Below are 15,716 nucleotides of genomic sequence, written 5' to 3'. Positions count from 1 at the left end.
GCAATATTTGACACTTTTCGATAAATCAGGGGTGATTGGCTTTGTCCTGCGCGGTCTGGAGCTGCTGCGCCACCTCTTCCGGACTTTTCACTTGACCGATCAGCTCCTGCAGGCAAACCCCGATATCCGCGCTGACACCCGGCTGTAAAATCGCGTCGAAGGCTCTCCAGGACGAGCTGGCATTCACCATGGCTTTCAGCACCTCCGAGATCAAAGGATCTACACCGGACAAATCCGAAAGCTTCATGGAGGGCAGCAGCTTATCTTCAAGCAACGTGCGCTTCTGAACCTCTTCGGTGTAGAAATTTTTGATAAATGCCTTCACCATTTCCTTCTGGCCGTTGCTCAGATTGGCCGAGAACCCGAAGCCGTTGGAGTAGCTGGCATTAATAGAGGTTTGATCCCCCTTGCCGCCTTCGACCGCCGGAAAAGCAAAATAGCCGATGCTGCCGTCCAAACCGCCCGCTTCCGCTCCGGTGAAACGGTTCACATCCCACGTCCCCGTAAATATCATAGCCGCTTCCCCTTTGAGGAATCTGGTGCTTTGCTCTGCGTAAGGAAGCCCAAGCGAGCCGTTGGTGAAATAATCGTTGTTGACAAGCTGCGCGTAATCCTCAAAGCCCCGGACAAAATCGGGATCGGTCCACCTGGCTTCACCGGTGAGCAGCTTTTCGAATCCGCCAATCCCGACGTTCCGCTCCATGATCGTGTTCCACATCATCCCGGCCGCCCAGGGATCCTTCGCAGCCAGTGCGAACGGGGTCAAGCCTTTTGCTTTTAATGTATCGGCTGTTTCAATCAATTCCTTCCATGTCGTTGGGATCGACAGACCCAGATCGGCAAAGATCTTCTTGTTATAAAAAATGCCTTCGCTGTAGCCTCCGAAGGGCAGCCCGTAGACCCGGCCATCGACCGTGAATTCATCCAGGCTGGAGAACTTGGAGGTTATACCCAGCTCCTTGAGGATCGGAGTCAGATCCAGCATCCGGTTGGCTTTTACATAGAGATGAAGATCAGCACCCCCGAACACTTCGAATATGTCCGGTGGATTGCCGACAGCCATTTCCCCCTTCAGCTTCTGATCCCGGTTCACGACCTCGTCGATGCCCTCCAGCTCAAAATGCAGCCCGGGATTCTCCCGTTCGGTCTTGGCGACCACATCCTGAAAGATCCTCAGCCGCACCTTGCTTGTCTCCTTGATTTGCGTATGCCGCAGCGAAAGCTTGATTGTCTTAACCGAGGGACTGGCTTCAACCTGGGCGTTCGATGCTCCCTTGCCAGAGCCGCAGCCTGACAGAACAAGAACGATCAACAAGGCAGCGCCCGCATAAACCGCAAAACCCTTTTTCATTTCCGGCACCTCCTCCCCCAGATATGTATCACGGCTGCCGCACAAGGACCAGTGAAAATGACAGAGACATTTTCCGTCTGATCCGGCGGTTAAGCACCTGTCTTTCCCGGCATATTTAGATGAGTAATTTTGAAATCATTGTACAACATATCATGCGGCATAGGTACTCATCTATAAAGTTGACCTTTTGTCTTCTCCAAACATAAAACGGCCCGCAGGAGGCAACCTCCTGCGGGCCGGGCTCGATTAACTATTCAATTACCAGGCGTAGGCCTTCGGCGCATCGCCGCCAGGTCCCGGGAATATCTCATCGATCCGCTTCAATGCCGATTCATCCAGCTCAAGCTCGACTGCGCGGAGCGTCCGTTCGAACTGCTCCAGCGTGCGCACGCCCGTGATCGGTGCGGCAACTGCCGGATTTGCCAGCAGCCAGGCCAGGGAAACGACATCCTCGCGCTCGCCAAGCTCATCGCAGAAGCCCTTGTAGGCTTCCAGCTGGGGGCGGAACTTCTCGAAGCGCTCCATATTGCCGCTTCGGTTTCCACCACCGCCGCGCAGTGCGTTGCCCGCCAGCAAGCCGCCATCCAGCGGACTCCATGGAATCACGCCAAGCCCAAGGCTTTTCGACGCCGGAAGCACTTCAAGCTCCGGCAGACGGCACAGCAGATTATATTTATGCTGCTCGGAGACCAGACCGAGAATCCCTCTCGCCTTGGCTTCGCCTTGAGCAACGGCTATATCCCAACCGGCAAAGTTGCTGGAGCCGACATAGCCGATTTTCCCTTGCGATACGGCTGTTTCAAAAGCGCCCCACAGCTCTTCCCAGCTGACATTGCGGTCAACATGGTGCATTTGATATAACTCAACATGGTCGGTTTGCAGACGGCGCAGCGAGCCCTCCAGGTGACGGCGGATTTTGTAAGCCGATAATCCCCGTTCATCATTAGGTCCGTCGCTTTTATCGCCCATATTGCCATATACTTTCGTAGCGAGAACGGTATGCTCGCGGCGGCCTCCGCCCTGGCTGAACCATTTCCCGATAATTTCCTCGGTACGGCCCTGATGTCCGCTTCCGCCATACCCGTTGGCAGTGTCAAAAAAATTAATTCCAGCGTCCAGCGCTGCGTCCATTATGCGAAACGATTCCTTCTCGTCTGTCTCCACGCCAAAGTTCATCGTTCCAAGGCAAAGCCGGCTGACCTTTAATCCCGATCGTCCTAAATACGTGTACTTCATAACGAATATCATCTCTCCCTCGCAAATAGATTCATTCTAAATGATAGATGATAACGCTTTAAATAGAAAGTACGCACTTTAAGTTCAGTTGGTTCCCTCGGGTATAGTCAGCGGACTGATAAACGGAAATCACGAGCAGCCTTGTCATTCGCCGCTGGAAGCGTCCGGAATTAAGAGGCTGCTCGCTTAGTGATTTGATTTCCCATTAACCAAGACAGCTCTACATACAATAGACCGAGCCCTCTAAGGCTTCGGCCGCATGTCTGCCACGGCCCTGCTGACTGACCGGTAGAAGGATTTCCAGTGCGGTGATGCTTCAGCCGGCCCAATCTGCTCCTCCGCCTCATCCGCTGATTGCGGAGGCTCTTCGCCAGGCTCATCACCTGCATGGAGCGATCCAGGCGTGCGGCTCCGCCGCTTTTTGGCTTCATCTTCCAGCGATCTCTCCATAGCTGTAGCTTGTTCGTCTCCAGGAAGCTCTTGCTTCCCATTGTCTGGCTGTTCTGCCATGCCTTCCGCGCACCCCGCTTTCAGTTGTGGACTAGCCCTTCAATTTATGCTTCCTCAAGGAAAACAGATCGCGCAGCTCGTCGGTGGACAGCTCCGTAATCCAGTTCTCGGATTGCCCCACGACCTGGTCGTTGAGCACCTGCTTGCGCGTAATCATATCGTCAATCCGCTCTTCCAGCGTACCGAGCGTGACAAATTTATGCACCTGCACATTGCGCGTCTGGCCTATGCGGAATGCGCGGTCGGTCGCCTGATTCTCGACCGCAGGATTCCACCAGCGGTCGAAATGGAAGACATGATTGGCAGCGGTCAGATTAAGTCCGATCCCTCCCGCCTTCAGCGACAATACGAATGCGCAGCCCGGGGTCTTCTCGTCCTGGAAGTCGGCAATCATCGCATCGCGCCCGGCCTTGGGCACTCCCCCATAAAGATAAGGAGTCGGCACCCCCAGCCGCTCTTCAAGCAGCCGCTTCAGCATAGCCCCCATCTCCACATACTGCGTGAATATGAGGCAGCGCTCCCCTTCAGCGGCGATTTCCTCCGTCATTTCAAGCAGCCGCAGCACCTTGTTGGACCGTTCCGGATCCCATGCCGCGGGGGACAATGCCCCGTCCTCCTTGATGAGCAGATTGGGATGATCGCAAACCTGCTTCAGACGGGTCAGCGTTGAGAGAATAAGTCCGCGCCGCTGCATGGCGCCAAGGGACTCCAGCTTGCCAAGCAGCTCGGATACGATATTCTCATACAATGCACCCTGCTCCACAGTCAGCTGCAGATAGGTTTGCATCTCGTTCTTCTCAGGCAGCGCCAGCTGTATGGCGGGGTCCTTCTTGACCCGGCGGAGCATGAAAGGATTGACCCAGCGCTGCAGCTCGGCAATAAGCGCAGGATCCCGCTCCCGTTCAATGGGCAGCACGACGGCCCTGCGGAACTCTCCCAGACTGCCCAGATAACCGGGATTGGTAAAGTCATAGATCGACCAGAGCTCCGTCAGCCTGTTTTCCATCGGCGTGCCTGTCAGCGCAATGCGGTGGTTCGCACGCAGCCCCCGGATCGCGGTAGATTGCTTGGTGTAATAATTTTTAATATTTTGCGCTTCGTCCAGACAGACTACATCCCAATTGACCGCACCCAGATCATCTTCGTCTATGGGCGCCAGCGCATAGGAGCTGATAACCAGATCGGATTCGGCCGCCGCAGCAGCGAATTCTTCGCCTCTTAACCGTCTTGGCCCGTAATGAACATGCAGGCGAAGCGAGGGAGCGAACCGTTCCAGCTCCTTCTCCCAGTTGCCGATAACGGAGGTCGGACAGATTAGAAGCGAGGGGCCAAGCCCCCCATGCTCCATCACATGCTGCAGATATGCGGTGAACTGAATCGTTTTGCCAAGTCCCATATCATCCGCCAGACAGCCGCCGATTCCGAATTTCCGCAGGAAAGCAAGCCAGGAAACCCCCTGCAGCTGGTAATGCCGCAGCTCGCCATGGAAAGCGGCAGGCTTCTCCACCAGGGGAAGCTCTGACGATTCGCTCAGCTTGCCGATCCATGCCGCCAAATGCTCATTCAGCTCAACCTCTGCCTCCAGCGCATCCTCATCCTCACGCTGCGGCTCAAGCTCCGTCCCGCCGCGCAAATGCATTTCCAGCACATCGCGCATTGTGAAATCGGTTCTGCCTCCGCTTTTGCGCAGCCATTTGCGCAGCCGCTCCACGTCATCCGGATCCAGATGTACCCATTCCCCGCCAATGCGCATCAACCGCCTGTTATCCTGGGCAAGCTGCATGAATTCCGCTTCGCTCATATCGACATTGCCGACCGCAAGCTTCCAGTCAAAATCAACAATCTGCTGCAGTCCGAACATCGACTGCTCCGAAGAACCGACCGAGGATTTCACCTTCGCCTTCAGCCGCAGCTTGCGGCTGCGCACTGCCTCCCACCAGCCGGGAAGCAGCACGGAGCAGCCTATTGCCAGCAGCTTGACGCTGGCCTGCTCCAGAAACAGCCACGCTTCATTGTCGCTAAGCTCCGTCTTGATGAACCCTTCGACAGCGTACTCACTCCGGCCAGAAGCCGTTTCGGCAACCTTACCGGGAGAAACAGCCTCACCTTCTCCAGCCGGAGCAGCAGATTCAAGCCATTCCGGCAGCGCTGCCGCCCACTTCGCCTCTTCCTTGCGCAGCCGCTGCTCCATATACATCCGCCACTCTGCCGGGGCTTCGGCACGAAGGGCAAACCGCAGGGGCTGCCGGTCCAAGCCGCCTGAGCCCTCAGCAGCCTGCGCCTCATGACTGCTTGCCTGCTGCCGTTCTTCCGGCATGATTCGCTCCAGCGTCATCCAGCTGCTGCCTTCAGAGCGGCCCTGAACGGCAGGACGAAGCCTCCAGCCCGCCGTGTCATCCGGCTCAAGCAGCTGAAGCGCCGTCCGAAACGGCATATTGTCCTGCTTCAATCCGATGGAGACGAGCCAATCTTCCTCGTCGGCCGCTTTCATGACGAGCGCGCTCTCCCCGGCTTCTGCAGCGGTCTCCTTCCAGCTGGAAGCCACATCCACATGGCTTCCGACCAGCTCTTCCACAATCTGGCTCAGCCAGCGCCGGTCTGTGCCATAATCCCCTTGTGCCTCCAGCTGCTGACGGAGCTCTGCCAGCCGTCCAGCTGCCGATTCCTCTGAAGCCGGCAGCTCCAGCCTCCACGCTCTGAGCTCAGTCGTCCAGCGCGACCAGTCCGGTCCGTACCAGCCTTTCAACAGTGACTGGCGCAGAAGACCGGCAAGCTCCATCAGCGTCCTGGCTCTTGGCGTCCACTCCACCCGCAGCAACCGTACAGGGTCAGGCGAGGACAGATAATCCATCGCAATCAGCGGCGTGAGCGGCAGCTGCGTCTGTTTTGAACGTTCGTCGATGCGCTCTTCAATATCCGCGCCGTACCAGGATGCTTCATGCCAGGCAAAAAGCAGATGGCGCAGCCGCAAAGTTATTCCCGCAGCATGGCCCGCAGCAAGCGTTATTCCTTCGCCGTCCTTCCAAAACCCGTCCACTTTAATCGTTTCCGCGCCCGTGTAGCCTCTCATGTGATGATTTTTCCCCTCCAGAGCTCTTCCTGCAGTGCACGGAGCCGTTGATGCTTGTGAACAATTCCGTTGACATACCGGCTCCACATTTCCTGCTTCTTCTCGGATTTGTAGAGCCGCTCGAGCTTCTTCATCATTTTGACAGCCTGTTTATAGCCCTGCCTGTTGCGGGCACGTATGGAAGTATCGATAGACTGATGGTATAGAGGAATAAGCGCGCCGGGCGCCGCCTTGGCAATCTCGCGCATGACCTGCACATCGATCTCATCCGGCTCAATGCCCAGAAGAAGCTGCAAATCCGCCCAATCCGTAAACTGCTGCTTCTCCAGCCAATGGTCCGTCAGTGCAGAATAGGAATAAGGCAGAAATGCGATCAGATACTGCTGCCAGACCGGATTGCCCGGCTCATTGATGTCAGCCACGCGGCACATGGTCAGAAAGGGGCCAAAGGCTCTGGATTTGCGCTCAATCTGCAGCCCTTTGTTCAAATAACCCAGCCACGCCTCAAGCTTCGGCCAATCATGGTCTTCCAGACGCTGCAGCGCGCAGTCGCAAGCGAGCAGCGCCGTCCGGTTGAATGCGGTATCCTCCAGCAGGGCGATAGCCTGCTCGTCACGGTCCTCTGCAAAAGCCAGAAAAGCCAGCGCCATGGGATAAAAGGTGCCCTGGCGTCCATCGCCACCGGCCCGTCCGCCGTCAAGCCACTGCTGTTCCCTGCTTCTCCATTCGGGAAAAGCAACCAGCTTCGCCCATAAGGAAAAATAAAGCATTTCCCACCGGTGCAGCTGCTGCTCGCGGTCCATGTCCCGCTTGTGAAAGATACCGAGCAGGCTCTGCAGGGCAGCCTGCTCCTCTTCCGTCATAGCTCCGGGCTCAAGCTCCCCCGCCAGTTCGTGATAATGATTCACCCAAGGCTCGGTCATACGGGCGAATGCCATCTCATAGTAATAGCGGTTATAGCTGTCCGTTGCCGAGTAGGCTTTCTCCGCCAGTTCAATGACAAATACGATCGCATGCATCCAGTGAAGACGGCGAAGCCCTTCCTCCCATGTCTTGGACAATCCCTTCAGGGAGGACAGCACAGCCTGCAGCGGATGAAGCGAATGCCGGCACTGCCGCCATACATCCCCGTGCAGGCGCTCCATCTGCCCTAACCATTCCTCCGGCCGTACAGCAGTTGCATCTGCCGGTTTTTGAGCATGTTCTGTCTTGGAAGGATCAACAGACACCAGTTCTCCTCCGTATAGCAGCCGGTTATGAGCCCCTTCGGCGCTCTCCCCGGCAAATTCGCAATAAGCGTAATAAACAGCAGCCATATGTTGACAGTACCCCTTGTAGGAACAGGTACAGGTACTAAAGCTAATGTCATCGGCGTCCAGGGTAACGGCATAAATATCCGTGTCGCGTACAGCTCCATATATTGCCGAGCCGTCCATGACCTGAACGTTGAGCACCTTTTCACGGCGGTAGAAATCCCAGCCCTTCTCCAGATTGGGAACAGGCATGACGTCGGCAAGCTTTGATTCAAACGCATGCAGCCTTTGCTCGTCAAGCTGAAAAAATCCGCTCATTCCGCGTCCCTCCGTTCGCTTTTTACGCATCCACTCATTATACCACATCCAAACAAGAAACAACTGACGCCAACCTCTTGCGGTCAAGCATGTTTTCTGCACGAATGCTCGTCCGTTTGACAAAAAAGCCCTTTACACGAACGGAACCGTCCGGGTAAAGAGCCATTAATGCTTATGAGTTCCGTTCTATCCAGCGGGCGTTAATTCCTGAGCATGCCTTTATAAATTCCCGGCACCGAGCCTTCGATGACGGTTGCGCCAACTACTTTCGCATAGAAATCGACCGGACCCGCTCCTCCGATAACGCCGTATCCATAGCCCGCTTCGCGCATGCCCCGCAGCGTTTCCAGAAACAACTGCTTGCCGATGCCAAGACCCCGCACCTGCTCATCCACGCCGGTAGGACCAAAAAAACCTTTGCAGGTAGCATCATAACAAGCAAAGCCAAGCAGCTGCCCGTCCTTGACGGCAATATAACAGCTCACCGGCGCCTGCGAAATTGCCACCATGCACTCACTTCTCCATGACTTGCTGAAATGCTTCTCGACCCATTCCGCGATGGTCAGCAGCTCTGGCGCAAGCGCCCTCCTTATGGTAACGCCCGTACGCTCCGTATACTCGGCGGGTGATTCCCCTTCAGGCAATTCATACAGCTTAACCAGCATATCCGGCATTTTTGCTGCCTCCTTAAATTTTATATAAAGTGTGTAAATCAATAGGGGATTCTGATGATGAACGTTACGATGTCCGGCTCATCGAAGGAAACGCGGACATGACCGCTGTATTGCTCTGCAATCGACTTCACAATTGCCAGACCAAGACCGGAATGGCCCGCGCCTTTATTGCTGTAGCCGGGCTGGAACAAGGGTTTTGTCTGCAGGCTTCCGGCATTATGGCATGGGTTGCTGACGGCAAACTCCATACAGCCTTCCTTCTCATACATCATGATCCGCACGAGCCGCTGATCCTCGGGGAAACGGCCTGCCTCGTCAAAGGCGTTGTCGATTAAATTTCCGAGCATTCTTGTCAAATCCAGCGATTTTAAGCCGAGCGGAAGCTTGCTGATGTCGCTGAAACCGGTCTCCAAACGAATTTTGAGCGGCTCCGCCTGCGATATTTTGGATCGGATCAGCGCGGCTATGGCCGGATTGCCGATATTTAGAATATCATTCATTTCATGTATTTCGCCAGTCAAATCAGCCGCATAGCTTCTGAGATCATCAATCCGGTTCAACTGGGCAAGCGATTGGATCATTTGGACATGATTCATAAAATCATGCCGCTGCGCCCGGATTGAATGAAACAGCTGATTAATATCCTCTACGTACGTTTCCTGGGTTTGGCGGACCAGCTTATCCTGCGATTTGCGGTACCCGGTTACCGTCAGATAGACAATGATCAGACTAAGCAGCGTCACCGTGCACACAATTAGCCTAATATTGAAAAATTGCTTGTCCAGCGAATCCTGAATGGGCTGATAATCGGCAACAAGCGCCAGTACATAACGATTGATCGGCAGACCGTTCTCATCCAGCATGCTGGCCACCTTATCAATATCGACCGGAATGAACGCTTTGATAACATGCTTGTCATTAATGATGCCATTGACCCATACCGTTTGGCTGGATGCATTGGCCTGGCTGACATTAAGCTGATCCCCGCTGTGCCGGAAAGCATACGAACCGTTAATAATGGGATTCTGGGTCATATGCCTGAGCGTATCCCCGTTATTGGTCACCGTTGTAACTTCCCCGGATGAGAAGGTCTGCGGGTTGATAACCGCTATTTCAAGCAGGGAGCCGCTCCCCTTGAGCGTGCGGGCGATAAGCTGATTGACTCCCGTAGCTTCATCATAAGCGCGCTGCCTGCTCTCGTAGCTGATAAAGGGATCAATGATATAGTTGGTCGCCCCGTCGTAGTAATAGCCCCACTTATTGATATTGCTCGTGTCGGTCGTGGAAAACTCAAAAGGGCCTGTCCAGAAATTTGTCAAGGATTGCCCCCACGGCACGGTAACCTGCTTGTAATCAAATAATTGATTGAACGCCTCATACCATGGCTTCCAGGTATTCGTTTTGTAGCCGATCTGATTGGGATTGGAGGACCTGGACAGCACGATGTTGTCCGGGGTACGCTCAAGCAGTGTAATATCAGCCATATCCAGCCTTTTTTTGAGCTCGACGAGCTGTGCATTGGTTACTTTGTCAATATCCGGATTCAAAGCAAACTGGGTGGCGATTGAGGCAGCGCGGAGCTCGCGCCCGATCTGCTCCTGGTACTTCTCCGCTCCCGTGCGCGAGAGCTCGATGGACAGCTGAATCTGCCGGGCAACTTCGTTCAGCTCATGGCGCAGGCGATCTTCCAGGGTGTTTTTGCTGGTAAAATAATAAATCGTGTTGTTGATGCCAAGAAGAACAGCAATTAGGAGGATCGCCAATAACCAGATGTTTCGACGCATTTATCCGACTCCCCGATTTTCCAGTACGGTTATTTGATTTTCTTGAAGGAAGCACGCAGCACCCATTTGCGCTCCTGACGCTTCTTGTAGCGCGGCAGCATGCGATAGATCGTCTTGCATTCCTGCAGCGCTTTGGCTGCCTCTTCCTTGCGGCCCAGATCGTCGTAAAGCAGCGCCAAACGATAATAGGCTTCGCAGGAAGAGGATTGGATCGCGCGGAACGACTCCAGATGACGGATCGCCGCTTCCGGATTGGTTCGGGCATGCAGAGCGGCAAGCGTCAGGTAGGGCGTGCCGTACTTCACCCTCGGATTGATTGACAAGGCATTGCCGATCGCCGCCTCCGCCGCCTCCGCCGCCTCCGGTTCGGAAAGATGGGCCAGACACGTGCCCAGATCGTCCCAGAACTCCGCTGAATTCTCCAACGCATCCTGCAGCGGCATCAGCCATTCCTTGGCTTCTTTATACTGTTTCCTTTCCATTAACAGCCTGGCCAGCTCATGCTTGGCAGGCACATCATTGGGATTCATATTCACCTGCTGACGCAGCCGACGGATGGCTCCGCGCCGCTTCAGCGGTTTCACAAAGCTGGGAAAAAGGCCGACATACCGGCGGTCCAGGGCATATAGGATAATGAGCAGCACAAGAAGAGCGAGAAACGGGTTGCCGAGCAGCCGCCACAGAAATATAAAGCCTAATATTTTGAACATAGCTCCTCCTGCTAAAAATAGGTTCGAAATTCTTCCATCATTGTACACTAATGTTTATGCAGGAGGTAGCACAAATTTCCCGTTTCTTCAAGCTCCTGGCTTGCTTCTTGCTGGCCGCGGGACTTAAACTGGAGTGGAAAACGATAAGCAGAGGGGAAAGTGAAGGCAATGATGGAACAGCTGCGTCTACAGCTTCCGGACTGGATCGAAGCAAGCCGCATCTATGCGGAAAAGGGACAAGTAGCCCATTATATTCCCGAGCTGGCCAAAGCTCCGGGGGACGCGCTGGGCATTGTTGCAATGGGGCCGGATGGAGAAACGGCGACGGCTGGCGACGCGGACCTTCCCTTCACCATGCAGAGCATCTCGAAGGTATTTACTCTTCTTCTCGCTTTCATGGACAATGGCGAGGAAGGCGTGTTCGCCAAGGTCGGCATGGAGCCGACCGGCGATGATTTCAACTCTATGCTGAAGCTTGAGCTGGTAGAACCGGGAAAGCCCTTCAACCCCTTGATCAATGCAGGCGCTATCGCCGTGACCTCGCTTATTCATGGGGCTACGCCGGAAGCCAGGACAGGGCGGATCATGCAGTTTCTGCGCGAGGCGGCCGGAGGCGCCGACCTTGCATATAATGAAGCGGTGTACCGGTCGGAGTCCGCCTCGGCCCACCGCAACCGTTCGCTTGCCTACTTCCTGAAGGATAACGAAGTGCTCGACGCGGCGACCGATGTCGAAGAGGTGCTTGATGTTTACTTCAAGCACTGCGCTGTTGAAATCACGTGCGCCCAGCTTGCAAGGATGGCGCTTCTGCTCGCCTGCGGAGGAACAGATCCGCTGACAGGCGTCCAGCTGGTCCCCCGCCGTTACGTGCAGATTGCCAAGACGTTCATGATTACCTGCGGGATGTACAACGCCTCCGGCGAATTTGCCATCCGTGCGGGAATTCCCGCCAAAAGCGGCGTGTCCGGGGGCATTCTCGCCCTTGTTCCCGGCAAGCTCGGCATCGGGATTATTGGACCTGCCCTGGGCGAAAAGGGGAACAGCACAGGCGGCGTTCATTTGCTGGAGACGATGTCGGAGACCTTCGATTGGTCGATATTTTAAGCGCAAACACCCGGATTCCTGAAATGCTCAGGCGGTCCGGGTGTTCTTTGTTTGCCTGTTTTTTGCTTAAACGTCCAGACAGAGCCCGCCGGTTATCTGCTTGCGCGATAAACTGCGGGCGGACCTGCCTCTATTGCAAATGCCTGTCCGAATGAGCCAGGCGGACAAGCATATGAGCCAGCATATGCCGCTCGTCCTCACGCCCGACTTTCCACAGCTCCTGCAGCAGCTGCTCCTCCGCATTGTGCGGATGCTCGTGTCCGGCCAGGTAGTCTGCGATCTTCTGCGCCGCCACTGCGATTTGTTCTTCATTCAATCCCATCGCTTCCGCCATATGAATGCGGCTCGCCAGATAGGAACGGAATTCATCGAAATCCTGGAGGATTTTCTCCTTTTCATCCTTGTCTATCCGGTTCAGTACGTCAGGAATCATCTCGGCACGTACTTCACCGTCTTTAAAAGCGGCATGATTGTGTTCGGACATTAGAACTCGCCTCCTTGAATGGCTTCGCGTTAATTGAATATACTCGTCTTAGCGCCTCATACCCTGCACGATGGCGGCCCCCTCCAGAAGCATTATGCCGCTGAGCTGGACGCTCAGCTGAACAGGCAGCTGCGGCTTCTTCTCCCACGATGGCCCGCACAGATCGAGCTCCTTGTCCAGTCCTTCATCCCATAACCGCCCGGCATTGACCAGAATTACCTCTTGAATCCGCGCGTTCTCCGGGAACTGCTGGTAGAGCTGCACCAAATACCGGATCAGAATGCCTTTGAACAGACCGGTATCGTCAATGCCTTCATCCGGAAGCATCATCGTGTCCGGGTCGCATAAGCGGTTCAAGCAGGCTTCGGCTGTCCGCTTCGCGTCAATCGCATAGGCCCGGTCACCCGTGCTGCGGTAAAGCTCCAGTCCGGCTCCCAGGAATATCCCTTGGCAGTAAGTGAATTCCCAATCATAGTCGATTTGACCGTCGCCCCGTCTGTTCATTCCATCCCATACAAAGCCGGTGGCAGGATCAACCAGATTTTCTTTATTCCAATCGTAAATGCGTTTTGCCCATTCTAAATATTCCTCTTCATGGAGCATTCCATACAGGCGGGCGGCAAGAATCGCGGCAGGCGCATTGGCAGGGGTGTTTTTATAATCGGTCTGGTCTTTCTTCCAAGCCATCCCGCCCCCGCAATGACTGTTCCAGGCTGTCTTGATATCGGTCCACAGCTCCATCACGCTGCTCATATATTCCCTACTTCCGCTAATCTTGTATGCGCGCAGCAGCGCAAGGGCCATCCACTCCATATCATCATAATAATGATGAAGGAAGGAACCGCCGTTATAGGCGCGAAGGCTTCTGCTGAGGTCCTGAATTCGCCGGGCGTAATCAGCATCGCCCGTTCGTTCGTAACCGTCTGCCAGCACATCGATAACGTGGGCCTGCCACCAGTAATAGAAATTGTCGTCCGCCCGGTTGCGCCCGCGGGGATACCACTGATTCATAATGCCTGTCTCTTCATTGTAATAATGACGCTGCAGGCTCTGCTGCAGGCGCCCGGCGTGCTCCTGCCAGCTCTCCTTGTCCGCTGTATCCAGCTTACCTGTCATGGCTTGCTTCCTGGTCATCCCGGCCATCATCTCCAGCAGCATGATTCCGCTGAGCTGGGAGCTCAGCGTGATAACGCCTGAGGCTGCCGAGGTCCAATCCGTACCGAACAGCGCCTCATCCGCCGACTTCCCCTTCTCCCATAGAAGCCCGGCATTCATGCTCAGGAAAGCGGCTGCATCAGCCGCGTCAGGATCTGCTTTTGCGTATTCGGCCGTATAGCGTATCAGAATGCCCTTAAAGAGTCCGCCATCTCCATTGCCTTCATCCTGCAGCGCGCCCTGTTCCGCGCTAACAAGCTCTCTGATAGCCGAAGCGAAGGTTCGACGCGCGTCCTGCAAATAAACCTGCTCGTTCGTGATCCGGTAGAGCTCAACAGCAGCACCGATATAAACCCCTTGGCAGTAGGTGAATTTCCATTCCTTGTCGATCGATCCATCCCCCGTCCGGTTCATTCCATCCCAGACAAACCCGGTCTCCGGGTCTACCAGATGATTCTTTTGCCAATTGTAAATGAGATGCGCCCATTCCAGATCCCTCGCGTCGCCAAAGGCTTGATACAGGCGGGCCGCCAATATGGCAGCCGGAGCGTTGGCGGGTGTATTCTTATAATCCGGCTGTGATTTTTGCCAGGCAATGCCCCCTCCCATATGCCCGTTCCAACCGGTCTGAATATCCTGCCAAAGTATAAGAGCGGTCTCTTTATAGACGTCTTGCCCCGTCGCCTGATAAGCGCGAAGCCATGCAAGAGCCATCCACTCCATATCGTCGTAAAGCTCATTTGGCCATGCCCCGCCATTGCGGTAAAGCAGGCCGTGATGCAAAGCGCCAAGCCGGTCCGCATAACGTTTATCACCTGTCCGCTGCAGGCCGTCCACCAGCACATCCACCGCATGCGCCATCCACCAGTAATGAAAAATCGTGTTGCATTCCCCGTTCGGGCAAGGGGTTTCGATATTGTACATGCCGATCGATTCATTCCAGAATAAATGCTCCAGCGCGTCCTGCGCCTGATCGGCCCTTTTCTCCCAAATGCCAAGCTTCAGTTGATTCATTATGCTTTCTCTCCCTGGTATCTGATCTGCCGTATTTCCTGCATGCTCCCGCGCTGCTGTTCGGGATCCGCAGGTCTGTCGCCCAGTTGAATTTCGTTGACTAACATACTACACCCCTCACAGCGTGCGTCTGCGGCGTAACGGGAAACGCTAACCTTTGGTGCCGCTGAAGGCAATCCCCTGCACAAAATAACGCTGCAGCGCAAGGAAAAGCGCAAGAATCGGCAGGATCGCCACAAGCGCGCCCGCCATCATCGGTCCGTAATCGGTCTGAAAATTATAAGAGAACGCCTGAAGACCCATCTGGATGGTTGCCTTATCGGGATCATTGAGCACAATCATCGGCCATAAAAAGCTGTTCCAGCCCGCCTGAAAGGTAAAAATGCTCAGCGTCGCAAGCGCAGGCTTCGTCAGCGGCAGATAAATGCGCCAGAAAATCCTGAATTCCCCGCAGCCTTCGATCCGGGCCATCTCCATCATGTCGCTGGGCAGTGTCAGGAAGAACTGCCGCATGAAGAATACGGCAAACGTCCCGGATGCTCCCGGCAAAATAATGCCCCAAAAGGAATTCATCAGCCCCATGCCGCCGCTTCCGAGGATATCGTTGCCCCCTGCCAGCGGAATATGGCGCATCACATAAACACTCGGAATCATCGTCACGATTCCGGGAATCATCATGGCTGCCAGCAGCACACGGAAAATCGGCTTGTTGAGCTTGAATTTCAGCTTGGCGAAAGCGTAACCGCTGATCGAGCCGAAGAATAGATTTGCCAGCACGCCGGATACGGCAAGCACCAGCGAGTTCCAGAAAAACAAAGCGAACGGAACCGTCGTAAACGCTTTGCGGTAATGCTCGAATGTCAGATGCGTGGGAAACCACTTGATCGGCATTGCGAATATTTCCTCATCCGGCTTCAGGGACGTAAGCACGCTCCAATAGAACGGCAGGAACATCACGATGGCGATGGCAATACAAGCAATATAATAAATGGACTTGCTAAGACCGCGCTTCAGCGGGGAATTGCCGCTAGTCTCCATTTCTTTGAGCCTCCT

General features: G+C 54.9%; 12 protein-coding genes. 1 reads left to right on the top strand and 11 read right to left on the bottom strand.

The genetic code is table 11. The features are described 5' to 3' along the window. Window positions 1-25: 25 nt before the first annotated feature. The 8 genes from ACFOLF_RS27980 to ACFOLF_RS27945 all read right to left on the bottom strand — a co-directional run bounded on the left by ACFOLF_RS27980 (window position 26) and on the right by ACFOLF_RS27945 (window position 10,906). Window positions 26-1,351: an extracellular solute-binding protein gene (locus tag ACFOLF_RS27980; protein ID WP_210037270.1), complete on the bottom strand. Its 1,326-nt coding sequence runs from the start codon at window positions 1,349-1,351 to the stop codon at window positions 26-28. Between the two features lie 258 nt (window positions 1,352-1,609). Then, window positions 1,610-2,587: an aldo/keto reductase gene (locus ACFOLF_RS27975; protein ID WP_210037269.1), complete on the bottom strand. Its 978-nt coding sequence runs from the start codon at window positions 2,585-2,587 to the stop codon at window positions 1,610-1,612. Window positions 2,588-2,830: 243 nt separating this feature from the next. Continuing rightward, window positions 2,831-3,097, bottom strand: coding sequence for a hypothetical protein (locus tag ACFOLF_RS27970; RefSeq protein WP_210037268.1), 267 nt, complete (start codon window positions 3,095-3,097; stop codon window positions 2,831-2,833). Between the two features lie 31 nt (window positions 3,098-3,128). Continuing rightward, window positions 3,129-6,167 (bottom strand): DEAD/DEAH box helicase, encoded by a 3,039-nt coding sequence (locus tag ACFOLF_RS27965; RefSeq protein ID WP_210037267.1) that lies wholly within the window; start codon window positions 6,165-6,167, stop codon window positions 3,129-3,131. Beyond that, window positions 6,164-7,738, bottom strand: a complete 1,575-nt coding sequence (locus tag ACFOLF_RS27960) for an SWIM zinc finger family protein (RefSeq protein ID WP_210037266.1) — start codon at window positions 7,736-7,738, stop codon at window positions 6,164-6,166. The genes ACFOLF_RS27965 and ACFOLF_RS27960 overlap by 4 nt, the downstream gene beginning before the upstream one ends. Before the next feature lie 200 nt (window positions 7,739-7,938). Then, a complete protein-coding gene (locus tag ACFOLF_RS27955; RefSeq protein WP_210037265.1) occupies window positions 7,939-8,412 on the bottom strand; it encodes a GNAT family N-acetyltransferase in 474 nt (157 codons plus the stop codon). Window positions 8,413-8,450: 38 nt separating this feature from the next. After that, the gene (locus ACFOLF_RS27950; protein WP_210037264.1) at window positions 8,451-10,196 is read right to left on the bottom strand and encodes a sensor histidine kinase; all 1,746 of its coding nucleotides are present in this window, start codon (window positions 10,194-10,196) and stop codon (window positions 8,451-8,453) included. Between the two features lie 29 nt (window positions 10,197-10,225). Next, on the bottom strand, window positions 10,226-10,906 hold the full coding sequence (locus ACFOLF_RS27945) for a tetratricopeptide repeat protein (RefSeq protein ID WP_210037263.1): 681 nt from the start codon (window positions 10,904-10,906) through the stop codon (window positions 10,226-10,228). Between the two features lie 168 nt (window positions 10,907-11,074). On the opposite strand from ACFOLF_RS27945, the gene glsA reads away from it, so the two are divergent. Continuing rightward, on the top strand, window positions 11,075-12,010 hold the full coding sequence (gene glsA / locus ACFOLF_RS27940) for a glutaminase A (protein WP_210037262.1): 936 nt from the start codon (window positions 11,075-11,077) through the stop codon (window positions 12,008-12,010). 130 nt (window positions 12,011-12,140) lie between these two features. Here the strand turns inward: glsA and ACFOLF_RS27935 are convergent, their stop codons facing one another. The 3 genes from ACFOLF_RS27935 to ACFOLF_RS27925 all read right to left on the bottom strand — a co-directional run bounded on the left by ACFOLF_RS27935 (window position 12,141) and on the right by ACFOLF_RS27925 (window position 15,701). Further along, on the bottom strand, window positions 12,141-12,494 hold the full coding sequence (locus ACFOLF_RS27935; RefSeq protein ID WP_210037261.1) for a DUF3243 domain-containing protein: 354 nt from the start codon (window positions 12,492-12,494) through the stop codon (window positions 12,141-12,143). 48 nt (window positions 12,495-12,542) lie between these two features. Continuing rightward, entirely contained in the window at window positions 12,543-14,663 is a 2,121-nt protein-coding gene (locus ACFOLF_RS27930; protein ID WP_210037260.1) for a glycoside hydrolase family 76 protein, read from the bottom strand. 150 nt (window positions 14,664-14,813) lie between these two features. Further along, window positions 14,814-15,701 carry a carbohydrate ABC transporter permease gene (locus tag ACFOLF_RS27925; protein ID WP_210037259.1) on the bottom strand — a complete coding sequence of 296 codons (888 nt, stop codon included), beginning with the start codon at window positions 15,699-15,701 and terminating at the stop codon, window positions 14,814-14,816. Between the last annotated feature and the right edge of the window lie 15 nt (window positions 15,702-15,716).

This window comes from Paenibacillus sepulcri (assembly GCF_042647105.1).
Lineage (GTDB): Bacteria > Bacillota > Bacilli > Paenibacillales > Paenibacillaceae > Paenibacillus_Z > Paenibacillus_Z sepulcri.
Note: the sequence above shows the minus strand (reverse complement) of the source record. Positions and strands in the feature narration are given on the sequence as shown.